Annotated in this window: 25 protein-coding genes; 2 read left to right on the top strand and 23 right to left on the bottom strand. The window is 66.1% G+C overall.

Translation table 11 applies throughout. The features are described 5' to 3' along the window. Positions 1-4: 4 nt before the first annotated feature. The gene (locus DM992_RS06400) at positions 5-400 is read left to right on the top strand and encodes an acyl-CoA thioesterase (RefSeq protein ID WP_111016141.1); all 396 of its coding nucleotides are present in this window, start codon (positions 5-7) and stop codon (positions 398-400) included. Between the two features lie 37 nt (positions 401-437). Here the strand turns inward: DM992_RS06400 and DM992_RS06395 are convergent, their stop codons facing one another. Further along, positions 438-920 carry a nitrate reductase associated protein gene (locus DM992_RS06395; protein ID WP_047898989.1) on the bottom strand — a complete coding sequence of 161 codons (483 nt, stop codon included), beginning with the start codon at positions 918-920 and terminating at the stop codon, positions 438-440. A gap of 126 nt (positions 921-1,046) precedes the next feature. Between DM992_RS06395 and fdhD the strand changes: the two genes are divergently transcribed. After that, positions 1,047-1,883, top strand: coding sequence for a formate dehydrogenase accessory sulfurtransferase FdhD (gene fdhD, locus DM992_RS06390; protein ID WP_111017833.1), 837 nt, complete (start codon positions 1,047-1,049; stop codon positions 1,881-1,883). Here the strand turns inward: fdhD and DM992_RS06385 are convergent. The 22 genes from DM992_RS06385 to DM992_RS06280 form a co-directional block, all read right to left on the bottom strand. Continuing rightward, positions 1,868-3,043, bottom strand: coding sequence for a fatty acid desaturase (locus tag DM992_RS06385; RefSeq protein ID WP_111017834.1), 1,176 nt, complete (start codon positions 3,041-3,043; stop codon positions 1,868-1,870). The two genes, fdhD and DM992_RS06385, sit on opposite strands and share 16 nt — an antisense overlap. A gap of 95 nt (positions 3,044-3,138) precedes the next feature. After that, complete coding sequence (gene cyoD / locus DM992_RS06380) at positions 3,139-3,471, bottom strand: cytochrome o ubiquinol oxidase subunit IV (protein ID WP_111016140.1); 333 nt, start codon at positions 3,469-3,471, stop codon at positions 3,139-3,141. After that, positions 3,472-4,083 (bottom strand): cytochrome o ubiquinol oxidase subunit III, encoded by a 612-nt coding sequence (cyoC, locus tag DM992_RS06375; RefSeq protein ID WP_111016139.1) that lies wholly within the window; start codon positions 4,081-4,083, stop codon positions 3,472-3,474. It abuts the gene before it with no gap. Beyond that, complete coding sequence (gene cyoB, locus DM992_RS06370) at positions 4,083-6,101, bottom strand: cytochrome o ubiquinol oxidase subunit I (RefSeq protein ID WP_111016138.1); 2,019 nt, start codon at positions 6,099-6,101, stop codon at positions 4,083-4,085. The genes cyoC and cyoB overlap by 1 nt, the downstream gene beginning before the upstream one ends. 3 nt (positions 6,102-6,104) lie before the next feature. After that, the gene (gene cyoA, locus DM992_RS06365) at positions 6,105-6,995 is read right to left on the bottom strand and encodes a ubiquinol oxidase subunit II (RefSeq protein WP_111016137.1); all 891 of its coding nucleotides are present in this window, start codon (positions 6,993-6,995) and stop codon (positions 6,105-6,107) included. A gap of 563 nt (positions 6,996-7,558) precedes the next feature. Then, positions 7,559-8,326 (bottom strand): enoyl-CoA hydratase, encoded by a 768-nt coding sequence (locus tag DM992_RS06360; protein ID WP_111016136.1) that lies wholly within the window; start codon positions 8,324-8,326, stop codon positions 7,559-7,561. 93 nt (positions 8,327-8,419) lie between these two features. Further along, entirely contained in the window at positions 8,420-9,619 is a 1,200-nt protein-coding gene (locus tag DM992_RS06355) for an acetyl-CoA C-acyltransferase (protein ID WP_034178997.1), read from the bottom strand. A 22-nt stretch (positions 9,620-9,641) separates the two neighbouring features. After that, positions 9,642-12,077 (bottom strand): 3-hydroxyacyl-CoA dehydrogenase/enoyl-CoA hydratase family protein, encoded by a 2,436-nt coding sequence (locus tag DM992_RS06350; protein WP_111016135.1) that lies wholly within the window; start codon positions 12,075-12,077, stop codon positions 9,642-9,644. Between the two features lie 113 nt (positions 12,078-12,190). After that, positions 12,191-13,978 (bottom strand): acyl-CoA dehydrogenase C-terminal domain-containing protein, encoded by a 1,788-nt coding sequence (locus DM992_RS06345; RefSeq protein ID WP_111016134.1) that lies wholly within the window; start codon positions 13,976-13,978, stop codon positions 12,191-12,193. 58 nt (positions 13,979-14,036) lie between these two features. Then, the gene (locus DM992_RS06340) at positions 14,037-14,636 is read right to left on the bottom strand and encodes a TetR/AcrR family transcriptional regulator (RefSeq protein ID WP_034179000.1); all 600 of its coding nucleotides are present in this window, start codon (positions 14,634-14,636) and stop codon (positions 14,037-14,039) included. Between the two features lie 200 nt (positions 14,637-14,836). Then, positions 14,837-16,111 carry a cardiolipin synthase ClsB gene (clsB, locus tag DM992_RS06335; protein ID WP_111016133.1) on the bottom strand — a complete coding sequence of 425 codons (1,275 nt, stop codon included), beginning with the start codon at positions 16,109-16,111 and terminating at the stop codon, positions 14,837-14,839. After that, entirely contained in the window at positions 16,108-16,602 is a 495-nt protein-coding gene (nudB, locus tag DM992_RS06330; protein WP_034179429.1) for a dihydroneopterin triphosphate diphosphatase, read from the bottom strand. Before nudB ends, clsB begins: the two co-directional genes overlap by 4 nt. A gap of 158 nt (positions 16,603-16,760) precedes the next feature. After that, on the bottom strand, positions 16,761-18,563 hold the full coding sequence (gene aspS / locus DM992_RS06325; protein ID WP_034179002.1) for an aspartate--tRNA ligase: 1,803 nt from the start codon (positions 18,561-18,563) through the stop codon (positions 16,761-16,763). A 67-nt stretch (positions 18,564-18,630) separates the two neighbouring features. Further along, positions 18,631-19,281: a DUF502 domain-containing protein gene (locus DM992_RS06320; RefSeq protein WP_162631599.1), complete on the bottom strand. Its 651-nt coding sequence runs from the start codon at positions 19,279-19,281 to the stop codon at positions 18,631-18,633. 61 nt (positions 19,282-19,342) lie between these two features. Beyond that, complete coding sequence (locus tag DM992_RS06315) at positions 19,343-19,690, bottom strand: FmdB family zinc ribbon protein (RefSeq protein ID WP_111016132.1); 348 nt, start codon at positions 19,688-19,690, stop codon at positions 19,343-19,345. A gap of 95 nt (positions 19,691-19,785) precedes the next feature. Further along, positions 19,786-20,412 carry an SAM-dependent methyltransferase gene (locus tag DM992_RS06310; protein ID WP_111017831.1) on the bottom strand — a complete coding sequence of 209 codons (627 nt, stop codon included), beginning with the start codon at positions 20,410-20,412 and terminating at the stop codon, positions 19,786-19,788. Positions 20,413-20,429: 17 nt separating this feature from the next. Further along, entirely contained in the window at positions 20,430-22,007 is a 1,578-nt protein-coding gene (gene ubiB / locus DM992_RS06305; protein WP_072443505.1) for a ubiquinone biosynthesis regulatory protein kinase UbiB, read from the bottom strand. Positions 22,008-22,019: 12 nt separating this feature from the next. After that, positions 22,020-22,646: an SCP2 sterol-binding domain-containing protein gene (locus tag DM992_RS06300; RefSeq protein WP_162631598.1), complete on the bottom strand. Its 627-nt coding sequence runs from the start codon at positions 22,644-22,646 to the stop codon at positions 22,020-22,022. A 163-nt stretch (positions 22,647-22,809) separates the two neighbouring features. Next, entirely contained in the window at positions 22,810-23,850 is a 1,041-nt protein-coding gene (locus tag DM992_RS06295) for a TIM44-like domain-containing protein (protein WP_111016130.1), read from the bottom strand. A gap of 41 nt (positions 23,851-23,891) precedes the next feature. Continuing rightward, positions 23,892-24,623 carry a bifunctional demethylmenaquinone methyltransferase/2-methoxy-6-polyprenyl-1,4-benzoquinol methylase UbiE gene (ubiE, locus tag DM992_RS06290; RefSeq protein WP_111016129.1) on the bottom strand — a complete coding sequence of 244 codons (732 nt, stop codon included), beginning with the start codon at positions 24,621-24,623 and terminating at the stop codon, positions 23,892-23,894. A gap of 52 nt (positions 24,624-24,675) precedes the next feature. Further along, positions 24,676-25,089 carry a DUF971 domain-containing protein gene (locus tag DM992_RS06285; RefSeq protein WP_034179009.1) on the bottom strand — a complete coding sequence of 138 codons (414 nt, stop codon included), beginning with the start codon at positions 25,087-25,089 and terminating at the stop codon, positions 24,676-24,678. Next, complete coding sequence (locus tag DM992_RS06280) at positions 25,086-25,529, bottom strand: HIT family protein (protein WP_111016128.1); 444 nt, start codon at positions 25,527-25,529, stop codon at positions 25,086-25,088. Before DM992_RS06280 ends, DM992_RS06285 begins: the two co-directional genes overlap by 4 nt. Positions 25,530-25,549: the final 20 nt, after the last annotated feature.

Raw genomic sequence — 25,549 nt, 5'->3', positions numbered from 1 at the left:
CGCCATGACCGATTCGACCCTCGAACTTCCGCAAAAGCAGCCCGCGCTGCGCGTCGTCCCGCAACCGCACGACGCAAACGTCCACGGCGACGTATTCGGCGGCTGGATCATGTCGCAGGTCGATATCGCCGGTTCGATCCCCGCGAGCCAGCGCGCGAACGGCCGCGTCGCGACGGTCGCGGTCAACTCGTTCGTGTTCAAGCAGCCGGTGTTCGTCGGCGATCTTCTGAGCTTCTACGCGACCATCATGCGCACCGGCAACACGTCGATCACGGTCGACGTCGAGGTGTATGCACAGCGCATGCGCCTGATGGGCGAAATCGTGAAGGTCACCGAAGCGACGCTCACGTACGTCGCGACCGGCGCGGACCGCAAGCCGCGGCAACTGCCGCCGCTCTGACGGGCGAGCGCCGCGCTGCGGCGCGGCATGCGGCCCGTCAGTGCGTGGCCGTCAGCCCGAACTCCCGCATCGCGGGCAGGAAATCGTGATTCAGCTTCGGCTTGCGCGACAGCTTCACCAGCACGTAGCGCTGGAACGGCGCGAGCCGCTGCCACTGTGCGAGCGCCGGCGCCGACAGCCCGGCCAGCGCGCTCTGCTGCACGAGCGACTCCGGCACCGTGTCGGTGGCGCGCCAGGTCGGCTGCTCGTCCGGCTGGAACCACGACGGTTCCAGATCGGCGTGCGTGCGCAGCATCTCGAACAGTGCATGATCGAAGTTGGGCTCGATCGCGGTGTCGTCGTCGGCCGGAAAGCGCGCGAGCAGCTTGCGGTCCTCGAGCGGCAGCAACTGCCACTGCTCAAGCGAAATCCGCAAACCGAAGCGGTCGAGGTTGAAACGCACGATCATCGGGATGTACGTGAAGTTTTCCGACGAATCGTGTTCGAAGTTGAATAGCAACGGAGCGTCGCTGAGTCCCATGGTCGTTACCTGACGTGACGGTTGCCGGCGCGGCCGGCCTGCCTGGGGTATTTTAGAACCTCTGCGCGCGGGCGGCGGACGCGATTGATAGTCCGCCGGCCGTGCCTCGAATCAACGGGAGTGCTCGTGAATCCGACCGAATCCGGCGAACCGCGCGACGAACCGCGCGGCGCGATCGAACTGTCCGTGCGCCGCACGCGCGGCGGCGCCGTCGAAACCGCGCACGACTACGTGGGCCAGGAATGGCCCGTCGCACTCGTCTTCAACGGCATCTCGCACGCCGTGATGATGTGCACGCCGTGCGACCTCGAAGCGTTCGCGGTCGGCTTCGCGATCTCGGAAGGGATCGTCGCGCGCGGCAGCGACATCAAGGACATCGAGGTGATCCTGCACGCCGACGCGCCGTTGCCGCACGCGGAAGTTCATCTGGAAGTCGTCCAGCAGGCGTTCGCCGCGCTGAAGGACCGGCGCCGCGCGCTCGCGGGGCGCACCGGCTGCGGCGTATGCGGGATCGAAAGCATCGACCTGCTCGACCTCGCGCCCGAACGCGTGCCCGACACGGGCTTTCTCGCGCGCCTCGCGCCCGACGCGCTGGCGCGCGCGGCGCATGCGCTGCCGGCCCACCAGACGCTCACGCAGCTCACGGGCGGCCTGCATGCGGCCGCATGGTGCGACGCAACAGGCGCGATCCGGATCGCGTTCGAGGACGTCGGCCGCCACAACGCGCTGGACAAGCTGATCGGCTCGCTCGTGCTGTCGCGCGCCGACGCGACCGACGGCTTCGTGTTCCTGTCGAGCCGCGCGAGCTACGAGCTCGTGCGCAAGGCCGCACGGGTCGGCATCCCGATGGTCGCAACCATCTCCGCGCCGTCGTCGCTCGCGATCGAGATCGCGAAGGCGGCCGGTTTGCGGCTCGTCAGCTTCTGCCGCGAAACCGGCCACGTGGATTACGGCACCGCGTGAGCGCTCGCGGCGGGCGCCTTGCCCGCCGGTTCGGGAACCGCACCCGGCAGTTCGTCCGCGGCAGCCGGCGGGAGCGCCTCGCATGCCGCATCGCTCGTCCGGTTTCCGAGGTAGTCCGTCCAGAGCTTGCGGTCGGTGTCATAGAGCTTGCAGCGGCGCGCCGTATCGAAATACCAGCGCCAGCTGAAGCGCTGCACGACGATCCGCCCGGGCAGCATGTCCTCCAGTTTTGCCTGCGCGGGCTTGAGCCGGTACAGCGGCACGCTCATGTCGACGTGATGCGCCGTGTGCTCCATGATGTGGTGCAGCAGGCCGCCGATACCGAACGGGAACGTCAGGTGCAGCGTGGTCGACACGAACGGCGCGGCATTCGACCATTCCGCGCGGTTCGCGTGCCACGCGATGCGCGGATCGGTGTGGTGGACATACACGACGAAGCCGATCATCGAGCACCAGAACAGGAACGGCACGAGCACCGCGGTTGCGAGCAGCAGCGCGATGGGTTGCCCTGTCGCGATCGCCACCCAGACGACGGCGGCGATCCACACGGCCGCGAAGCCCGTCACCAGCAGGCAGTCGCGCCGGAACACGGGCCGCGACGTGCCGATATAGGTCCTGGTCGGGAAATACATCCGCAGCCACCAGATCTCGACGAGGTAGTAAAGCCCCGGCGCCCAGCCGCTTCGGTAGACGCGATCCAGCAAGCGGCGCGCCGGCGACAGTGCGGCGTATTCCGCCGGGGTATGGGGCGCCCACACGAAGTCAAAGCCCTTCAGGTTCGTATAACCGTGGTGCACGACGTTGTGCCCGACTTCCCACAGGCTGTATGGCGTCAGCGACGGCAGGAATGCGATGCGGCCGAGCCAGCGGTTCAGCCGGCGATCGGGCGTCAGGCTCTGGTGACACGCGTCGTGCCCGATGATGAAGAGCCGCCCGGTGACGAAGCCGGCGGCCATCCCGCAGACGATCTTGCCGATGATCGACGGAATCAGCAGCGCGCCGGCGAACGCCGCGAACAGCAGCAGGTAGTCGAGCACGAGCAGCGAGATCGGGCGCACGATCTCGCGCGTGGCGAACGGCACGAGCCACGCGCGGATGACCTTGCGATGCGGGATCGGCTCGTCGGCACGTACCGGGGTCTGGGAATCGTTGTTGATCATGATGCGCAAAGGCGCGCGAACCGCACGCCCGAAAGGAAAAAAGCCGTGCGGCGGGCACGGCGCGGAAGGTCGGACCAAACCACGGCCCGGGCCGGCTAACGCGACATCATGTTCATGCTGACGTTGTGCATCACCCACAGCGTCCCGAAGATCAGGATCAGCGCGGTGAGCACCGTGTAGCTGAACGCCATCACGTTCCAGCGCTGGCTGGACGACGTATTCATGTGCAGGAAGCACACGAGGTGCACGAGAATCTGCACGAACGCGAGCACCGCGAGCGCGATAAGCGCCGCCTTCGGCGCCAGCACGCCGCCCGTCACGAGGCCGAACGACGCGGCCGTCAGCAGCACCGACAGCACGAAACCGACGATGTAGCCGCCGGCCGTGCCGTGCGCTTCATCGTGGTGGATGAGTTCCGAATGAGCCATTTAGATCACGCTCGCGAGATAGACGAAGGAAAACACGCAGATCCAGACGATGTCGAGGAAGTGCCAGAAGAGGCTCAGGCAGGCGAGGCGCCGGAAGTCGCGTTCCGTCATGCCGGGGCCACGAGCGATCTGCACCACGAGCACGACCATCCATAACAGGCCCGCAGCCACGTGCAATCCGTGCGTGCCGACCAGCGCGAAGAACGCCGACAGGAACGCGCTGCGCTGCGGGCCTGCGCCTTCCGCGATCAGGTGCGAGAACTCGCGCAGTTCCATTGCGAGAAACGCTGTGCCGAGCACGAACGTCACCGCGAGCCAGACGAACACGGTGCCGCGTCGGCGGCGCTGCGCGCCGAGCATCGCGAAGCCGTACGTGATGCTGGACAGCAGCAGCGCGGCGGTCTCGAGTGCGACGCCCGGGATATCGAACAGGTCCTTCGCGATCGGCCCGCCCGCAAACTGGTGGCCGAGCACCGCGAACGTCGCAAACAGCGACGCGAAGATCACGCAGTCGGTCATCAGGTACAGCCAGAAGCCGAACACCGAATGCGACGGCGGATGGTGGTGCGCCGCCGGTTGATGGCCGGCGCCCGCGAGAGATTGATACGACATCAGTTCGCCTCCAGTTCGGCTTGCGGCGCCGGTGTGCCGATCCGCACGCCCGCGCGTTGTTCCTCGATCGTGCGGACGGTATCCGCCGGAATGTAATAGCCGTCGTTGTCCTGTGCGCTGTACAGCACCACCGTCGCGACGATGCCGACGAGCGCGGCGATCGCGAGCCACCAGATGTGCCAGACGAGTGCGAAGCCGAGCAGCAGGCTGAAGAGGCCGACGAAGAAGCCCGCACTCGTGTTCGACGGCATGTGGATGTCCTGGTACCTGACGTTCTTGCCGAGGCCGAGCCCGAGCCCGAGGCCCTTCGCCTTGCGATACGCGAGCTCATCGAGTTCATGAACGTTCGGGATCACCGCGAAGTTGTAGACGGCGGGCGGCGAACTCGTCGCCCATTCGAGCGTGCGGCCGTTCCACGGATCGCCCGTCGCATCGCGATACTGCGGCTGGTTGCGATTGCGCCAGCCGACCCACACCGACGCCACCTGACACAGCACGCCGATCGCGATCAGCGCGACGCCGAACGCGGCGGCGACCAGCCACGGATGCCAGGCCGGGTTGTCGTAGTGGTTGAGTCGCCGCGTCATGCCCATGAAGCCGAGCACGTACAGCGGCACGAACGACGCGTAGAAGCCGAGGAACCAGCACCAGAACGCGCGCTTGCCGAACTTCTCGTCGAGCCGGAACCCGAACACCTTCGGGAACCAGTAATGCACGCCCGCGAAGTAGCCGAACACGACGCCGCCGATGATAGCGTTGTGGAAGTGCGCGATCAGGAACAGGCTGTTGTGCAGCACGAAGTCCGCGCCGGGAATCGCCATCATCACGCCGGTCATGCCGCCGAGCGTGAACGTGACCATGAAGCCGATCGTCCACAGCACGGGCGCCGTGAATTCGATGCGTCCGCGGTACATCGTAAACAGCCAGTTGAAGATCTTCACGCCGGTCGGAATCGCGATGACCATCGTCATGATGCCGAAAAACGCGTTGACGTCCGCGCCGGAACCCATCGTGAAGAAATGGTGCAGCCACACCAGGAACGCGAGCACCATGATCACGCACGACGCATAGACCATCGTCCTGTAGCCGAACAACGGCTTCTTCGCAAACGTGGCGATGACTTCCGAATAGATGCCGAACGCGGGCAGCACGAGGATGTACACCTCCGGATGCCCCCATGCCCAGATCAGGTTCAGGTACAGCATCGCGTTGCCGCCGGCATCGTTCGTGAAGAAGTGCATGTCGAGGTAGCGGTCGAGGCCGAGCAGCGCGAGCGCAACCGTCAGGATCGGGAACGTGGCCATGATCAGCACGTTCGAGCACAGCGCGGTCCACGTGAACACCGGCATCTTCATCAGCGTCATGCCCGGCGCGCGCATCTTGATGATCGTCACGAAAAAATTGATCGCCGTGATCAGCGTGCCGACGCCCGAGATCTGCAGCGCCCACAGGTAGTAGTCGACGCCGACGCCCGGGCTGAACTGCAGCTCCGACAGCGGCGGATACGCGAGCCAGCCCGTCTGCGCGAATTCGCCGATCACGAGCGAGATGTTCATCAGGATCGCGGCCATCGCCGTCATCCAGAAGCTCAGCGAGTTCAGGAACGGGAACGCGACGTCGCGCGCGCCGATCTGCAGCGGCACGATCAGGTTGAAGAACGCGACCAGCAGCGCCATCGCCATGAAGAAGATCATGATCACGCCGTGCGCGGTGAAGACCTGGTCGTAATGATGCGGCGGCAGGTAGCCGGGGCCGTTGTACGCGAGCGCGAGCTGCACGCGCATCATCACGGCGTCCGCGAAGCCGCGCAGCAGCATCAGCACCGCGACGACCAGGTACATCACGCCGATCTTCTTGTGATCGACGGACGTCAGCCATTCGCTCCACAGCCATTTCCATCGGCCGGTGACCGTCAGCGCGGCGACGATGCCCAGCACGACGAGCCCCATGAAGGCGCTCGCCCCCATGATGATGGGCTGATCGAACGGGATCGCCGATAGTGTGAGTTTGCCGAACATGCGTTACCCCTTCGTCGTGCAGGCGGCGTCCTTCGGGTCGAGGACGTGGCCGTTGTTGTATTTCGCGATGATGTTGTGAAAGAGCTTCGGATCCACCGACGAGAAGTAGCGCACCGGCGCCTTCTCGCTCGGCTGCGCGACCGCGCCGTATGCGGTCATGTCGAGCCGGTCGGACGACGCCTTCACCTTCTTCACCCACGCGTCGAACTGCTCGCGCGGCTCGGCGAGCGTGCGGAACTTCATGTCGGAGAAGCCGCGGCCGCTGTAGTTGGCGGACACGCCCGCGTAGCTGCCCGCCTCGTCGGCGATCAGGTGCAGGCGCGTCTGCATGCCGGCCATCGCATAGACCTGGCTGCCGAGCTGCGGGATGAAGAACGAGTTCATCACCGAGTCCGACGTGATGCGGAAATTCACCGGCGTACCCACCGGAATCGCGAGCTGGTTGACCGACGCGATGCCAAGCTCCGGATAGATGAACAGCCACTTCCAGTCGAGCGCGACAACCTCGACATCGATCGGCTTGACCGACGATTCGAGCGGCTTGTACGGGTCGAGCTCGTGCGTCGTCCGCCACGTGAGGATGCCGAGGAACAGGATGATCAGCGTCGGCACCGTCCAGATCACGACTTCGATCGCGGTCGAGTGCGACCAGTTCGGCGCGTAGGTTGCGTTGCGGTTCGACGCGCGGTAACGCCACGCGAAGTAAAGCGTCAGCAGGATCACCGGCACGACGACGATCAGCATCGCCCACGTCGCCGTCGCGATCAGCGATTTCTCGGCGACGCCCACCGCGCCCTTCGGATCGAGCACGTGAAGGTCGCTGCATCCGGCGAGTGCCGCCAGCAGCCCGATGACGGGCGCCGCACGCGCTCCGCCGGTGATTCGTCCGATCATTGTTCGTTCGCCTGATTGTCGTTGAGAAGAACTGCTGGCCGTACGCCGCCATCGCGCGACGCATCCGGCCGCGGCGACCTGTGCGCGAACTGTACGGAAAATTGCCGCAGTGCAACTTGACGGCGGACAAGCTTTGCCGAGGTGAGCCGGAACCGCCCCGAGCGGAGCGAGTCGGTGCGCCGGCACCCCCGCACGATTGCCGGCGATGGCCTATCGCGCAACGAATATGGAGCCGTCGCTCAGGCACCGCGGATAGCGGGCGGCAATGGCGGAACGGGAAACATGACGGCGCTGCGCCAGGACATGAGAGACGCCGGCCGCGGCATCACGCCACGCCATCGTCGACACCGACGCGCGTTGCGAGTGCAGTGCGGCCGCAGAACGGCGCTGGGAAACGCGGAACGCCGCCCGAACGCGCAGCGGCGCAGGTTCGAGCCGACGCGTCGATTGACGCATCGGCCGTGAAGACCGAACGGAAGCCGCGCGGTCGGCGGCTCGCGGGGGCTAGCGTGGCGCCTCGGACGGCGAAGGAATCCGCGGCGGCAACGCACGTGTGCCCGGTGTCAGTCGAACTGACGGAAATCCGGCTTGCGCTTCTCGAAGAACGCGGTCATCGCCTCGCGCGCTTCCGGCGCGCGCAGCATCGCGGAGAAGTGGCCCGCCTCTTCGGCCATCCGCGCGGCGGTCGCCACGCCGCCCGTATCCTTCAGCAGCGCCTTCGTCACGCGCAGCGACGACGCCGGCAGCGCCGCGAGCTTCGCCGCCTGCTTCGCCGCGAACGCGTCGAGCTCGGCGGCCGGCAGCACGCGGTTGACGATGCCGATCCGGTGCGCTTCCAGCGCATCGAACGCCTCGCCGAGCAGCAGCTTCTCGGCGGCGACCTGATGGCCGGCCAGGCGCGGCAGCAGCACGCTCGACGCGGCTTCCGGGCACAGCCCGAGCTGCGCGAACGGCAGCGAGAACGTCGCGGTGTCGGCCGCATAGACGAGATCGCAGTGCAGCAGCATCGTCACGCCGACGCCGACCGCGATGCCCGGCACCGCGGCCACGATCGGCTTCTGCGCGCTGCTGATCTGCGCGAGAAACTGGAACACCGGTGCGTTCTCGTCCTTCGGCGGCGCCTTCACGAAATCCTCGAGATCGTTCCCCGAGCTGAAATTGCCGTCGCCGCCGCGCAGCAGGATCACGCGTACCGCCTTGTCTTCCTGCGCTTCGGCGAGTGCATCGGCCATCGTCTGGTACATCGCCGCCGTCAGCGCGTTTTTCTTCGCCGGGCGCGCGATCGTGATCGTCATCACGCCGTCGGCGCGTTCCACTTGAATTTCGGCCACAACCGTCTCCTTTGACTTTCCTCTATCGGAATGAAAAAAACGGTGCGCGAGCTCGTGGCCCGCGCACCGTCGTCGCTTTTCGTCGCGTCCCGCTTACAGGCGTTCGATGATGCCCGCGGCACCCATGCCGGTGCCGACGCACATCGTGACCATCCCGTACTTCAGGTTGCGGCGGCGCAGGCCGTGCACGACGGTCGCCGCGCGGATCGCGCCGGTCGCGCCGAGCGGGTGGCCGAGTGCGATCGCGCCGCCCAGCGGGTTGACCTTCGACGGGTCGAGGCCGAGATCGCGGATCACCGCCAGCGATTGCGCGGCGAACGCCTCGTTCAGCTCGATCCAGTCGAGATCGTCCTGCTTCAGGCCCGCGGCCTTCAGCGCGGCCGGAATCGCTTCCTTCGGACCGATGCCCATGATTTCCGGCGGCACGCCGCGCACCGCGAAGCTCACGAAGCGCGCGAGCGGCGTCAGGTTGAATTCCTTGAGCACCTTCTCCGACACGACGAGCAGCGCACCCGCGCCGTCCGACGTCTGCGAGCTGTTGCCGGCCGTCACCGAGCCCTTGTTCGCGAACACCGTGCGCAGCTTCGCGAGGCCTTCGAGCGACGTGTCCGCGCGCGGGCCTTCGTCGAGCGCAATCTCGCGCGTCTTCACGTCGACTTCGCCGGTCGCGAGGTTCGGGAAACGCTCGGTGAGCGTGTACGCGGCGATCTCGTCGTTGAACTCGCCGGCCTGCTGCGCGGCGAGCGCCTTCCGGTGCGACTCGACCGAGAACGCGTCCTGGTCTTCACGGCTCACCTTCCACTGGTCGGCGACACGCTCGGCCGTCAGGCCCATCCCGTAAGCGATGCCGAAGTCTTCGTTGCGATCGAAGATGTGCGGCGACATCGACGGCTTGTTACCCATCATCGGCACCATGCTCATCGATTCGCAGCCGCCCGCGAGCAGCGCGTCCGACTCGCCGACGCGGATGCGGTCGGCCGCCATCGCGAGCGCCGTGATGCCCGACGCGCAGAAGCGGTTGACCGTCACGCCGCCGACCGTCTGCGGCAGGCCCGCGAGCAGCGCGCCCATCCGCGCGACGTTCAGGCCCTGCTCGGCTTCCGGAATCGCGCAGCCGATGATCGCGTCCTCGATCAGCTTCGTGTCGAAGCCGGGCACCTGCGCGACCGCCGACCTGATCGCGTGGACCAGCAGCTCGTCCGGGCGCGTGTTCTTGAATACACCGCGCGGGGCCTTGCCGATCGGCGTGCGGCTGGCGGCGACGATGTATGCGTCTTGCAATTGTTTGCTCATTTCAGACTCCTTGTCCGCTCGCTCAGTTACGCACCGGCTTGCCGGTCTGCAACATGCCCATGATCCGTTCCTGCGTCTTCTGCGTGCCGAGCAGCTCGACGAACGCGCGGCGCTCGAGCGCGAGCAGCCACTGCTCGTCAACGAGGCTGCCGGCTTCGACGTCGCCGCCGCACACGGCTTCGGCGATGCGGCTCGCGATCAGGTAGTCGTGCTCGCTGATGAAGCGGCCGTCACGCATGTTGACGAGCGATGCCTTGATCGTCGCGATCGCCGAGCGGCCCGCGACCGGCACGTCCTTCGCCCGCAGCGGTGCGCGGTAGCCGCTTGCGGCCAGCGCACGCGCCTCCTTCTTCGCGGTGTCGAGCAGTTCGAACACGTTGAAGATGATCGTGTCGGACGGCTTCAGGTAGCCCATCGCACGCGCATCGTGCGCGGACGCCGACACCTTCGCCATCGCCGCGTTCTCGAACGACTTCGTGACGAACTTCAGGATGTCGGTGGTCGCGTTCGCGGCCGTTGCGGCATCCGCCGCGCGCAGCGCCGCTTCCTTCAGGCCGCCGCCCGCCGGCACGAGGCCGACGCCCACTTCGACGAGACCGATGTAGCTCTCGACGTGCGCGACGCGCTTCGCGCTGTGCAGCATCAGCTCGCACCCGCCGCCGAGCGCGATGCCCGACACGGCCGCAACGACCGGCACGTTCGCGTACTTCACGCGCAGCATGCCTTCCTGGAACTTCTTCACGAACGGCTCGATCCCCTTCGCGCCGCCCATCATGAACGCGGGCATCGCCTCCTCGAGGTTCGCGCCGGCCGAGAACGGGCCGCCCGGCGTGCCGAGCTTCAGCGACGTCGGCTGCCAGATCACCACGCCCTTGTAGTCCTTCTCCGCGAGCTCGATCGCCTGCACGAGACCGTCGATCACGCTCGGTCCGATCGTGTTCATCTTCGACTTGAACGACACGATCACGACGTCGTCCTCGCCCGCACGGTCGTCGACCCAGGCGCGCACCGCGTCGGTTTCGAACAGCGTCTTGCCGTAGGTCTTCGGATCGGCACCGGTTTCGCCGAGCAGCGGCGCGCGGAACACCTGCTTGTTGTAGACCGCGAGGTCCGAACGCGGCACGAAGCGCTGCGCTGCCGGCGCCCACGAGCCTTCGGCCGTGTGCACGCCGCCCTGCTCGGCGACCGGGCCTTCGAGCACCCACAACGGCAGCGGCACGTTCGCGAGCGCCTTGCCGGCCGCGATGTCTTCCTGCACCCACTCGGCGACCTGCTTCCAGCCGGCAGCCTGCCAGCCTTCGAACGGGCCTTCGTTCCAGCCGAAGCCCCAGCGGATCGCGAGGTCGACGTCGCGCGCGTTGTCGGCGATCGACTCGAGATGCACGCCGATATAGTGGAACACGTCGCGGAAGATCGACCACAGGAACTGCGCATGCGGATGGTCCGTCTCGCGCAGCAGCTTCAGGCGCTCGGCCGGCGGACGCTTCAGGATGCGGCCGACCGTTTCGTCGGCCTTCGCACCCGAATCGACGTAGGCGCCCGTCTTCGCGTCGAGCACCTTGATCGCCTTGCCTTCCTTCTTGTAGAAACCGCCGCCCGTCTTCTGGCCGAGCGCGCCCTGCTTCACCAGTTCGGCGAGCACGGCAGGCGTCTGGTAGACCGGGAAGAACGGATCGTCGGCGAGGTTGTCCTGCATCGTCTTGATCACGTGCGCCATCGTGTCGAGGCCGACCACGTCCGCGGTGCGGAACGTCGCTGATTTCGCGCGGCCGAGGCGGCTGCCCGTCAGGTCATCGACTTCGTCGAAGCGCAGGCCGAACTTCGCGGCCTCGGTGATCACCGCGAGGATCGAGAAGATGCCGACGCGGTTCGCGATGAAGTTCGGCGTGTCCTTCGCGCGCACGACGCCCTTGCCGACGATGCTCGTCAGGAACGTCTCGAGCTGGTCGAGGATCTCCGGGCGCGTATGCGCGGTCGGGATCAGCTCGACGAGGTGCATGTAGCGCGGCGGGTTGAAGAAGTGCACGCCGCAGAAGCGCGCCTTCAGCTCGTCCGAGAAACCTTCGGACAGCTTCGTGATCGACAGGCCCGACGTGTTGGTCGCGAAGATCGCGTTCGGCGCGATGTGCGGCGCGACCTTCTTGTACAAGTCGTGCTTCCAGTCCATCCGCTCGGCGATCGCCTCGATCACGACGTCGCATTCGGCCAGCTTCGCGATGTCGTCTTCGTAGTTCGCCGCCTCGAGGTACTTCGCGTCGTCCTTCACGCCGAACGGCGCGGGCGACAGCTTCTTCAGGTTCTCGATCGCCTTCAGCGCGATCGCGTTTTTCGGGCCTTCCTTGGCCGGCAGGTCGAACAGCAGCACCGGCACGCGCGCGTTGATGAGGTGCGCGGCGATCTGCGCGCCCATCACGCCGGCGCCCAGCACGGCGACCTTGCGAATCAGGAAATTGCTCACGGGATGTCTCCGGATAGTGTCGTGCAGCGCGGGTTGTGAGGGCTGCACGGAGAAGTGAGTACCAGGAACCGTTGCGTTCGGGCGGCGCGCATCGCGCACCGCCCGGACTCGCGTCAGAACAGCGATTCGTCGACTTCCATCAGCGTCTTCGAGCCGGCGCGCGCGGCGCGGATCGTCGATGCCGTTTCGGGCAGCAGGCGCGCGAAGTAGAAACGGGCCGTCGCGAGCTTCGACTTGTAGAACGGATCGCCCGACGCTTCGTTGTCGAGTGCGATGCGCGCCATCCGTGCCCAGAAGTACGAGAACACCAGATGGCCGACGGTGCGCAGGTACGGCACGGCGGCAGCGCCGACTTCGTCGGGGTTCTGCATCGCCTTCATGCCGATTTCCATCGTCAGCTTCTGCACCTTGTCGCCGATGTCGGCGAGCGGGTTGATGAACTCGGCCATTTCCGGCTTCACGCCTTCGGCTTCCGCAAATTCCGTGACGAGCTTGCCGAACTTCTTCAGCTTCGCGCCCATGTCGCCGAGCACCTTGCGGCCCAGCAGGTCGAGCGACTGGATCGAGTTCGTGCCTTCGTAGATCATGTTGATCCGCGCGTCGCGCACGTATTGCTCCATGCCCCACTCGGAGATGAAGCCGTGACCGCCGTAGATCTGCATCGCGTGGTTCGTGCACTCGAACGCGTTGTCGGTCAGGAACGCCTTGATGATCGGCGTGAGCAGCGCGACGAGGTCGGCCGCTTCCTTGCGCACCGCTTCATCGGCGTGCGACAGCTCCTTGTCGATCTGCAGCGCGGACCAGTACGTGAACGCGCGCGCGCCTTCCGCGTACGCCTTCTGCGTGAGCAGCATGCGGCGCACGTCCGGGTGCACGATGATCGGGTCGGCGGGCTTGTCCGGCGCCTTCGGGCCCGTCAGCGAGCGCATCTGCAGGCGCTCCTTCGCATACGTGAGCGAGTTCTGGTACGCGACTTCCGTGAGGCCGAGGCCCTGCGCGCCGACGCCGAGACGGGCCGCGTTCATCATCACGAACATCGCGTTCAAGCCCTTGTTCGGCTCGCCGACCATCCAGCCCTTCGCGTTGTCGAGGTTCATCACGCAGGTCGAGTTGCCGTGGATGCCCATCTTGTGCTCGATCGAGCCGCACTTGATGCCGTTGCGCTCGCCCGGCTCGCCCGCTGCATCGGGAATGAACTTCGGCACGATGAACAGCGAGATGCCCTTCGTGCCCTGCGGCGCGTCCGGCAGGCGCGCGAGCACGAGGTGGACGATGTTCTCGGCCATGTCGTGTTCGCCGCTCGAGATGAAGATCTTCGTGCCGCTGATCGAGTACGAGCCGTCGCCGTTCGGTTCGGCCTTGGTGCGCAGGATGCCGAGGTCGGTGCCGCAGTGCGGCTCGGTCAGGCACATCGTGCCGGTCCATTCGCCCGTCACGAGCTTCGGCAGGTAGGCCTTCTGCAGTTCCGGTGCGCCGTGCGCGTGCAGGCATTCGTACGCGCCGTGCGACAGGCCCGGATACATCGTCCATGCCTGGTTCGCCGAGTTCATCATCTCGTAGAGCGCGTTGTTCACGAACGCGGGCAGGCCCTGGCCGCCGTAGTCCGGATCGCAGCCGAGAGCCGGCCAGCCGGCCTCGACGTATTGCCGGTAGGCTTCCTTGAAGCCGGTCGGGGTCTTCACGACACCGTCGCCTTCATACGTGCAGCCTTCGCGGTCGCCGACCTGGTTCAGCGGGAACAGTACCTCGGAGCAGAACTTGCCCGCCTCCTCGAGGACCTGGTTGATCGTGTCGGCGTCGAGGTCCGCATGCTTGGGCATTTGCTTGACTTCGGCTTCGACGTTCAGAAGCTCGTGCAACACGAATTGCATGTCGCGCAGCGGCGCGGCGTACTGTCCCATGACTCTCTCCAAAGGTGGGCAAAACGGCTCGAGCTCCTGGCGGGCGGATCACGCGCCGCTAACGGCTCTCGCTCTGATACGAAACAATCGTCTTTTCCAGCGCGGCCCACGTGAGGCGCACGGCATCCGGCGAATGCAGGAAACGTGCGTCGTGGTGCAGGCCGAGCGTGAAGCTGTACAACTCGAAGAGCATCAGGTCCGGATCGGTATCCGTGCGCAGATGCCCCTCTTCCATCGCCTGCGAAATAGCGCGCAGCAACGCGGCACGCCAGGCCGTCACGCTCGCGATCAACTGCTCGCGCACGGGGCTGTCCGGCCGGTCGTCGTACTCCACTGCGCCGCTGATGTAGATGCATCCAGTCGTCACCTCCTGGATGCGCTTCTCGATCCAGCGCGCCAGCATCGCCCGCAGACGCGGCAGACCGCGCGCTTCGCGCAGGCTCGGAAAGAACACCTCGTTTTCGAAACGATGGTGATACTCGCGGACGACCTCCACCTGCAGGTCCTCGCGCGATCCGAAGTGCGCGAACACGCCACTCTTGCTCATCTGCATGCGCTCGGCCAGCAGGCCGATCGTCAGCCCCTCCAGCCCGTCACGGCTGGCGAGGTCCAAAGCAGCTTCAAGTATCGCGGCACGCGTCTGTTCGCCTTTTCGCATAGCTATTTCTGTAACCGTTCGGGGGTTCGAATAAAATCGAACGGCCGTACTATTATTGAGTGCGGCCGCTCGCGAAACAAGGAAATTATTAGAAACCGGTGTCTAACCGAGCCGCTATTTTGCGCGATTCCGGCGGGACCGGAGCGGCTTTTCCGCACGAACGTGCGGACAGATTTTTTGAAGCGAATGCTTAGTCTGCGTCAGTCGTAACTGCCGACCGTCAGCGCCTTCATCACGACGCGATACACGGTATAGGCGAGCCAGTTCAGCATACGCTCGATGCGCGGGCGCGCGGCGAATCGCGCGGCGTCGATCTCCCGGCCGTCGGCGAACGCGGCCGCGATCGCGTCGCGCAGTTCGTTCGTGACCGAATCGTAGCGCACCAGCACGACGTTCGCCTCATTGTTCAGCATCAGGCTCAGCGCGTCCAGATTCGACGAGCCGACTGTCGCCCAGTTGTCATCGATCACGGCCACCTTGCCGTGCAGCATCGTCTTGTCGTATTCGGCGACGCGCACGCCCGCGCGCAGCAGCGTGTGATAAAGGAACGGCACGGCCGTATCGAGCGCCGCGAACTCCTTGCGGCCGATCAGAATCCGCACGTCGACGCCGCGTCGCGCGGCGCCCGTCAGCGCGCGGCGCAGCTTGCGGCCGGGCATGAAGTACGGATTCGCGACCAGGATCCGCTGACGCGCCTGGCCGATCGCCGCGAGATAGGCCTTTTCGATCGCACGGCGGTTCACGATGTTGTCGCGCGCGACAAACGCGACGCTCGGCTCCGTCACGACCCGCAGCGCGCCGGCCTTGATCCACCGGTGGCTGCGTATCCAGCGCCGGAACATGTCGGGAAACGCTTCGCCGCCATGCAGCCCGGCCGCGTACTGTGCGTACGGCTTGTGGCCGAACAGGATCCGGTGCCACTGCAGCTCGAAAGCGGCGCGCACGTCGGACACTGCCGGCCCCGCCATCTCGACCGCGAAATCCCAGCGCGGAAACGGCAGCGTCGTGCCGTTTTGCGCGTAGTCGTCGATGATGTTGATGCCGCCGCAGAACGCGGCCGCGTGATCGATCACCGCGAGCTTGCGGTGCGTGCGCGAGAAGCCGAAGCGGCCGAACAGGAAACGGTTGTAGATGCAGTGCTCGACGCCGGCCTCTGCCCACGTGTCGAACAGCGGCAGGCGCGCGGTGCCGACGCCGTCGGTGATCACGCGCACGCGCACGCCGCGCTGCGCCGCGCGGATCAGCGCGTCCGATACCGGCCGGCCGGCCGCATCGTCGCAGAAGATATAGGTTTCGAGCATCACCTGCTCGCGCGCGGCATCGATCCGTTCAATCAGCGCCCGGAAGAATTCGCCGCCGCCCTCGCACAGCCGCACCGTGTTACCCGCCGTGAACGCGAGCCGCGACGCGGAGCCGCGTTCCTGCAGGAACATCTGCCGCAATTGCGCGAAGCGCTTGCGGGTCTCCGCATTCATGCGGACGAGCCGTGCGGCGTGCGCGCGAGTGCGACGCGCACGGGCAATTGCAGGATCGCCTCCGCGTTCGACGGCGAGAAGCAGCGTGCGGCCGCCTCGCGGAACGGCAGCCATGCGTGATCCACATGTTCGCGCGGCGACAGCGTCACGTCGACGCGACGCGGCACGCACAGGCCGAACCAGTGCTCGGTGTTGCGCGTGACGCCGGGTGCGTAGCGGTGCAGGTATTGCGGATAGATCGTGTATTCGATCCGGTGGCGCCAGTCGACCAGCGCGGTGGCCGGCACGTCCGGCGTGCCGACCGAGATGCCGGTTTCCTCGGCCACTTCGCGCGCGGCCGTGACCGCGAGCGGCTCGTCGAGCGCATCCTTCGATCCGGTCACCGATTGCCAGAAATCGGGCTGGTCGGCACGCTTGATCACCAGCACATCGAGGTCGGGCGTGTAGATCACGACGAGAACGGATTCGGGGATTTTCGGCGGCTTCGTCATCTTGGTTTCATGCGGCACGGGGCCGCGCGCCGGGCATGTGCTCCGAACGTGCGGCAAGTGCTGCGACTGTACCGCAAAAAATGAAAAAGGCGCATCGCGGCGCCTTTTTCAGTTGTGTCGTGTGCGCGTCGCCGCACACACGACCTGCGAGCAGCGCGTTACGCCTTCGGCTGCTCCGGCTGACGCAGGCGGATGTGCAGTTCGCGCAGCTGACGCTCATCGACCGGGCTCGGCGCCTGCGTGAGCAGATCCTGCGCACGCTGCGTCTTCGGGAACGCGATCACGTCGCGGATCGAGTCGGCGCCGGCCATCATCGTGACGATCCGGTCGAGGCCGAATGCGATACCGCCGTGCGGCGGCGCGCCGTACTGCAGTGCGTCCAGCAGGAAGCCGAACTTCAGCTGAGCCTCTTCCGCGCCGATCTTCAGCGCGCGGAACACCTTGCTCTGCACTTCCTCGCGATGGATACGCACCGAGCCGCCGCCGATTTCCCAGCCGTTCAGCACCATGTCGTATGCCTTCGCGAGGCAGCGGCCCGGGTCGGTCTCGAGGTACTCGAGGTGCTCGTCCTTCGGGCTCGTGAACGGGTGGTGCGCAGCGACGTAGCGCGCATCTTCGTCGTCGTATTCGAACATCGGGAAATCGACGACCCACAGCGGCTTCCAGCCGGCCTGGACGAGGCCGTTCGCCTTGCCGAATTCCGAATGGCCGATCTTCAGGCGCAGCGCGCCGAGGCTGTCGTTGACGACCTTCGCGCGGTCGGCCGCGAAGAAGATGATGTCGCCGTCTTCAGCGCCGGTTCGCTCGAGGATCGCCGCGATCGACGCGTCGTGCAGGTTCTTGACGATCGGGCTTTGCAGGCCGTCGCGGCCCTTCGCCTTCTCGTTGACCTTGATCCATGCGAGGCCCTTCGCGCCGTAGATGCGCACGAATTCCGTGTAGCCGTCGATGTCGCCGCGCGACAGCTCGCCGCCCTTCGGAACGCGCAGCGCCGCGACCCGGCCGTCCTTCGCGTTGGCCGGCGTGCTGAACACCTTGAAGTCGACGTCCTTCATCGCGTCGGTCAGCTCGGTGAATTCGAGCTGCACGCGCAGGTCCGGCTTGTCCGAACCGAAACGCGCCATCGCTTCCGAGTACGGCATCACCGGGAAGGTCGCGTCGAGCTCGACGTCGATCGTCGTCTTGAAGATGTGACGGATCATGTCTTCGAACAGGTCACGGATTTCCTGTTCGCCGAGGAACGACGTCTCGCAGTCGATCTGCGTGAACTCCGGCTGACGGTCGGCACGGAGATCTTCGTCGCGGAAGCACTTGGTGATCTGGTAGTAACGGTCGAAGTTCGCGACCATCAGCAGCTGCTTGAACAGCTGCGGCGACTGCGGCAGCGCGAAGAACTGGCCGGCGTTCACGCGCGACGGCACGAGGTAGTCGCGCGCGCCTTCCGGCGTGCTCTTCGTCAGCATCGGCGTTTCGATGTCGATGAAGCCCTGCTCGTCGAGGTACTTGCGCGCCTCGATCGCGACGCGGTAGCGCAGGCGCAGGTTGTGCTGCATCTGCGGACGGCGCAGGTCGAGCACGCGGTGCGTGAGACGCGTCGTTTCCGACAGGTTGTCGTCGTCGAGCTGGAACGGCGGCGTAACCGACGCATTCAGCACGTTCAGTTCGTGGCACAGCACTTCGATCTTGCCGCTCTTCAGGCCGGCGTTGACCGTGCCGTCCGGACGGTTGCGCACGAGGCCCTTGATCTGCACGCAGAACTCGTTGCGCACGCCTTCGGCGGTCGCGAACATCTCCGCGCGATCCGGGTCGCACACCACCTGCACGAGGCCTTCACGATCGCGCAGGTCGATGAAGATCACACCGCCATGATCGCGGCGGCGCTGCACCCAGCCGCACAGCGACACGGTTTGGCCCAGCAGGTGTTCGGTCACGAGACCGCAGTATTCAGTACGCATCGACATGATGTTTGCTTTCGTTCGGTTTGATCAACGGGCGCCGCAACGCGCGGCCCGGGCGATGATTCTTTACTTACAGCGGCGGCTCGACGGGGCGGCGGGCGGGCGCCGGAGCCGGCGCCAGGGGCGCCACGACGCCCATCGAGACGATGTACTTCAGCGCGGCATCGACCGACATGTCGAGTTCGATGACTTCGCTCTTCGGCAGCATCAGGAAGAAGCCCGACGTCGGGTTCGGCGTCGTCGGGATGTACACGCTCACGTATTCTTCCGTCAGATGATTGAGCACGTCGCCGCCGGGCGTGCCGGTCAGAAACGCGATCGTATACGAGCCGCGGCGCGGGTATTCGATCAGCAGCGCCTTGCGGAACGCGTTGCCGCTACTCGACAGCAGCGTGTCCGATACTTGCTTGACGCTTGTGTAGATCGGCCCGACGACCGGGATGTGGCGCACGACCGCATTCCACCAGGTGACGAGCTTCTGGCCGATGAAATTCCGCGTGGCCAGCCCGACGACGAAGATGAACGCGAGCGTCAGCACCGCGCCGATCCCCGGCAGGTGGAAGCCGAGCAGCCGCTCGGGCTGCCACGATTCGGGCAGCAGGAGCAGCGTCTGATCCATCGTGCCGATGATGAGGCCGAGCACCCACAGCGTGATCGCGAGCGGGACGAGAACCAGCAGGCCGGTCAGAAACACCGATTTCAGGGTCGTCTTTTTCATCATCTGCCGTCAATGAACCGCGCCGGCGGCGCGGGGTGGTCGCGACCCGGCCGGGCCGCGACGGTCAACTGCTGGCGGCGGGCGCTGCGGCCGGGGCGGGCGCTGCGCTCGTCGTCGTGCTTTCGGAACTGCTCGATGCAGCCGGCGCGTCTGCTGCGGGCGTGGCCGCCGCAGCGGCTGCCGGCGCCGCGTCGCCCGACGCCGTCGCCGGTGCGCTGGCGCCGCCCGAGCCGCCGCGAAAATCGGTGACATACCAACCCGAACCCTTCAGCTGAAAGCCCGCGGCAGTCACCTGCTTGCGAAACGCATCCTTCCCGCATTCCGGGCACTGCGACAGCGGCGCGTCGCTCATCTTCTGGAGCACGTCCTTCGCGAAACCACACGCTTCGCATCGATAGGCGTAGATCGGCATGATATTTTTCCCGCAGAAACTGGAAACGGCTTGCAAAACCTTGAATTATAGCCGAAACCCTGGCGCGCCCCGGCAATGGCCGTGACGCCCGGGCATCAGCGGCGGCGCCATGTGAGCCAGCGCTCGTGCCCTTCGAACACCGGCAGCGAATCGGTCACGGGCAAATCCTCGAGCAGTTCGAAGTGCGGCTCAAGCAGCGCGTCGAGTTCGGCACGCTCGATCCCGAACGGCGGCCCCTTCGGTTTCGCCGTCAGGAAGAAATAGCCGGCCAGCAATCCGTCCGTGGGCAGCAACCCGGCCATCCGTGCTGCATAGCCGGCGCGCAGGCTCGGCGGCAGCGCGCACAGGAACGCGCGCTCGTACACCCACTGCACGTCGAACGGCGGCCGGTACGTGAAGAAATCGGCCTGCTCGACGACGTCCGCATGCGCGCCGAGCTGCGCCTTCGCGGAAGCCACCGCCTGCGCGGAGAAATCGATCGCACGCACGGGCCAGCCGGCTTGCGCGAGCCACCCGGCCTCCTGCGCACTGCCGCAGCCGGGAATCAGCACCGCGCACGGCTCGAGCCGGTGCGCGAATACGCGAAAGCCGTCCGGCACGCCGCCGAATTCCCACGGCGTCACGCCGCGCTCGAAACGCTCGTCCCAGAACGATGCGCTGCCCGGGTCGCGCGTCGCGAAATCGGCGGCGGCCGGCGCGGCCGGTTGCTTCGGATCGGACATCGCGCTGCTCCTTTCGGTCATGCGCCGTACGCGAGCGCCAGCAGCACGCGCGCGACGAGCGCCCCGACGCCGACGGCGAGGCCGAAGATCAGCAGCGCCTGCAGCAGCCGGTTCGTACGTTTCTGCTCGACGAGGACCTGGCGCATCAGGTCCTCGCTCGCGGCGCGCGGCGCGTCATGACGCGCGGCCATCGCGTGATGGATCAGGCGCGGCAGTTGCGGCAGCGTCTTGCTCCACTGCGGCGCCTCGACCTTGAAGCGCTCGTACCAGCCGCGCAGGCCGATCTGCTCGGTCATCCAGCGCTCGAGGTAAGGCTTCGCGGTCTTCCACAGGTCGAGTTCGGGGTCGAGCGAGCGGCCAAGCCCTTCGACGTTCAGCATGGTCTTCTGCAGCAGCACGAGTTGCGGCTGGATCTCGACGTTGAAGCGGCGCGACGTCGAGAACAGGCGCATCAGCACCTGGCCGAGCGAGATGTCCTTCAGCGCACGGTCGAAATACGGCTCGCACACTGCGCGGATCGCACTTTCGAGCTCCTCGACGCGCGTCTCGGGCGGCACCCAGCCCGACTCGAGGTGGAGCGTCGCGACGCGATGATAGTCGCGCTTGAAGAACGCGAGGAAGTTCTGCGCGAGGTAATTCTTGTCGAAATCGGACAGCGCGCCGACGATCCCGAAATCGAGCGCGATGTAGCGGCCGAACGTGTTCGGGTCGAGGCTCACCTGGATGTTGCCGGGATGCATGTCCGCATGGAAGAAGCCGTCGCGGAACACCTGCGTGAAGAAGATCTCGACGCCTTCGCGCGCGAGCTTCTTGATGTCGACGCCGGCCGATCGCAGCGTCTCGACCTGGCTGATCGGCACGCCGGTCATGCGCTCCATCACGAGCACCTGCGACGTCGAGAAATCCCAGAACATCTCGGGCACGAGCAGCAGGTCGAGGCCCGCGAAATTGCGGCGCAACTGACTGCCGTTCGCGGCCTCGCGCATCAGATCGAGCTCGTCGTGCAGGTACTTGTCGAATTCGGCGACGACCTCGCGCGGCTTCAGGCGCCGGCCATCGGCCCACATGCGCTCGGTCCAGATGGCGATGTCGCGCATCAGCGCGAGATCCGAATCGATCACGGACAGCATGTTCGGGCGCAGCACCTTCACGGCGACGGCCTTGCCCGCGTGCAAGCCCTGCTTGAGTTTCGCGAAATGCACCTGTGCGATCGACGCGCTCGCGATCGGCTCGCGCTCGAATTCGTCGAACAGCTCGTCGACCGGCGCACCGAGCGACTTCTCGATGATCGCGATCGCGACCGCCGAATCGAACGGCGGCACCTGGTCCTGCAGCTTCGCGAGTTCGTTCGCGAAATCGACCGACAGCAGGTCGCGGCGCGTCGACAGCACCTGGCCGAACTTCACGAAGATCGGGCCGAGGCTTTCGAGCGCATGACGCAGCCGCACGGCGGGCGGATCGGAATAGCGGCGGCCGATCGTCGTGATCCGCAGCAGCAGCTTCACGCGACGGTCGTCGATCCGGGACAGCATCACTTCGTCGAGACCAAAGCGGATGACGGTGTAAACAATCTTGATGAAACGGAAAATGCGCATGCCCTGCGGCCCTCAGTGCGCGCCGCGCGGGCCTGAACCCGTGCGCGCGCCGATTTTTTGTTCGAGTCGCTCGACCCGCTTTTCGACCCGCGCGAGCGCATCGCGCGCGCGCGCCAGTTCGGCGTCGAAGCCGCCGAGCGCCGTGCGCCGGACGACTTGCGGATTCTCGTCGAGCCAGTACTCGGCGACGGAATCGAGCACGTTGCGGCCAGTGCGTCGCGCGCGTGCGCCGGCGTCGCGCACGACCGTCGCGATCCGGTGCGCCGCCGCGTCGCCGACCAGCTTCGCGAGATCTTCTTCCGGTTCCCAGCGCAGGTGCTCGGCCAGCTTCGCGATCTGCGTCGCGAACTCCGCATCGCCGTCGATCTTCACGTGCTTCATCACGGCCGCCTGGCCGCCCTGCAGGAACGCGGCGACCGTGTCGCCCGCGAGTGCGATCGACACGTCGACCTGTTGCGCATCGTGCGCGTCGACAGCCGACAGATAGCCGTCGGGCGCCACCAGCAGCGTGAGCGTGACGGGGGGCACGTCGATCCGGGCAGTCTTGCCCGCATACGGAATCAGGCGGTCGCGCGCCCACGATTCGCGCGCGAGCAGGTGATTGACAGCAGCAGCAAAAGGCTTGGCGGCAAAGGTCATCGGGCTGGGAAAGAAAAACCCGCGCAGGCCGGGCGCCCACGCGGGTTTCTATTGTAACGTCGGATCGTCGGCAGACCGCGCCCGACCGTACACCCGGGCGGCAAGCGGTCGCAGTGCGGCGGCGCTCGCCCGGGCGTCCCGCGGCGCGGGACGCCGGTCACGCTCAGTGCGTGTTGAGCTGCTGGATGCCCGCGAGCAGCCAGCCCTGACTGCCCGACTTCGACAGGTTCCACACTTCGTCGAACGGCGCGGCCGACGCATTCGCCGATTCGCGGATCAGGCCGTGGAAGCGCACGCTCGCCGACTGCTCGATGCCGCGATCCTCGATCGCGACCAGTTCCGCGTCGAGCTGCACGACGTCGGTCTGGTTCGACTCGCTGCCGCGCGAATCGAGGTCGATCTTGATCTCGGCGAACATTTCGGGCGTCGTGAACTCGCGGATGTCGGCCAGGTTACCTTGGTCCCACGCAGCCTGCAGGCGCACGAAATAGACCTTCGCGCTGCGCAGGAACGCTTCGGTGTCGAAGCCGGCCGGCACCTGGAGCGGTGCGGCCGAGGCCATCGCACCCGCTGCCGCGCCGGCAGCCGCGGCACCGCCGCCGAACACGCCTTGCGCTTCGTTCGCATAGCTGCTGCCGCTGCCCGCCTGGTTGCTGCCGGTGTTGCCCTGCTGGAACGACGGGCTTTGCGAGTAGCCGCCCGACGACGACGCCGAACCGCCGACCGAATACGCCGGCTCCTGCGAGCGACGGCGGTTCATGAACTTGCGCACCAGCCAGATGCCGATCATCGCGAGCAGCGCGATCACGATGATGTTCGACATCATGCCGGCAAACGCTTCGCCGAGACCGAAGTGCGACAGCAGCGCCGCGATGCCGAGACCGGCCGCGAGGCCGGCGATCGGCCCGAGCCAGCGCGAGCGGTTGGGCTGCGCGGCCGGCGCGGGCGCGGCCGGGTTCGCACGCTGCGCCTGCGACGGCGCGGCCTGCTGCATCGGCTGCTGCGCGGGCGGCGTGGCCTGGCGCTGCGTGACGGTGGAGTTCTGGCGACCGATGCTGCGCCCGCCGCCCATACGCTTGGCTTCGGCGTCGAGCGACGCGAACGTGCCGGCCGTGAGCAGGCCGACCATCAGCAGCGTGCCGACCCGTCGAGCCCACGGCTTCGACGGCTTGCTACGGTTGAACAACGAACGCGATTCGGACATCACTTTCTCCAGATGTAAGGCGAATGTATGGAAAGAACCCCTTAGTACTTGGTTCCCATGTGTAAAGCTACCACGCCACCTGACAAATTGTAATATTTGACGGCATCGAGGCCCGCTTGTTCCATCATCGTCTTCAGCGTGTCCTGATCGGGGTGCATCCGAATAGATTCAGCAAGATACCGGTAACTTTCAGCATCTTTCGCGAACTTGTCGCCAAGCCACGGTAATACTTTGAAAGAATACAGATCGTACGCTTTTTTCAGCGGATCCCAGACTTTCGAGAATTCCAGCACCATCACGCGGCCGCCGGGCTTCGTCACGCGGCGCATTTCCGCCAGCGCGGCGTCCTTGTGCGTCATGTTGCGCAGCCCGAACGCGACCGTGACGACATCGAAGTAGTTGTCCGGAAAGGGAATTTTCTCCGCGTCGCACAGCAGCGACGGCGTCACGATGCCCTTGTCGAGCAGCCGGTCGCGGCCGACGCGCAGCATCGATTCGTTGATGTCCGTATGCCAGACCTCGCCCGTCGGCCCGGCCGCCTTCGCGAACGACTTGGTCAGGTCGCCGGTGCCGGCCGCGATATCGAGCACCTTGAAGCCGGGGCGCACATTCGCCTGTGCGATCGTGAACGCCTTCCACGCGCGGTGCATGCCCGCCGACATCAGGTCGTTCATCAGATCGTAGTTGCTCGCGACCGAATGGAACACACCCGCCACTTTCTTCGCTTTTTCATTTTCCTCGACGCTTTCGAAGCCGAAGTGGGTTTTGCTCATCGCGTTGATCCTCAGTAAATGGCAAGACGGCGCCGAACGGGCGCCGTCGATTTCAGTGGCAGTGGCCGTGCGGCGCCGCGGCCGCCTGCATCGGGGCGTCGCGATCGGCGCCCGCCGCCTTCAGTTTGTCGAAATAGTCGCGCCACAGCGCGTCCTGCTGCGTCGCCAGTTCGTACAGCAGGTCCCACGAGTAGATGCCGGTCGAATGGCCGTCGGAGAACGTCGGCTGCAGCGCATAGTTGCCGACGCCTTCGAGCGCGGTGATCGTCACCTCGCGCTTGCCCGTCTGCAGCGTCTCCTGGCCGGGCCCGTGGCCGCGCACCTCGGCCGACGGCGAATAGACGCGCATCAGCTCGAACGGAATCCGGTAGCTGTCGCCGTTCGGGTACTGCAATTCGAGCACGCGCGACACCGCGTGCACGACGACGCCGGACGGAATCGGCGTCGTGGAAGTCAAACCGCTCATGGCTGCCTCGAATCGGTCGTTCGTTGAATTTCCTCGCGCACCGCATTGTGCAGCAGCGAGGCCTGCGCGGCGCGCGTGCGCAGCAGCGCCTCGGACACGCCGCGCTGGCGCGGCGCCCACACGGGCTGCGGGAAATGGGCATCGTTCGAGAAGCGCGGGATCACGTGCCAGTGCACGTGCGGCACCATGTTGCCGAGGCTCGCGAGATTCACCTTGTTCGGCTGCATCACGCGGCGCACGGCCCGCTCGACCGCGTAGACCACGCGCATCAGGTGTGCCCGCTCGGGTTCGCCGAGATCGGAAAACTCGGCCACATGCGCGCCCCAGATCACCCGGCAGAAGCCCGGGTAGTCGTGCTCGCCCGTCGCCAGCACGACGCGCAGCGCGTCGTCGCGCCAGAGCACCTCGCCGCCGTCTTCACGGCAAAACACGCATTCCATCGTCGCTCCCATGTGGGCGG

Origin of the sequence: Burkholderia sp. JP2-270, assembly GCF_003233675.1 — a bacterium.
GTDB classification, from domain to species: domain Bacteria; phylum Pseudomonadota; class Gammaproteobacteria; order Burkholderiales; family Burkholderiaceae; genus Burkholderia; species Burkholderia pyrrocinia_C.
The sequence above is the reverse complement of the archived record's forward strand: the minus strand, read 5'-3'. Positions and strand labels throughout refer to the sequence as shown.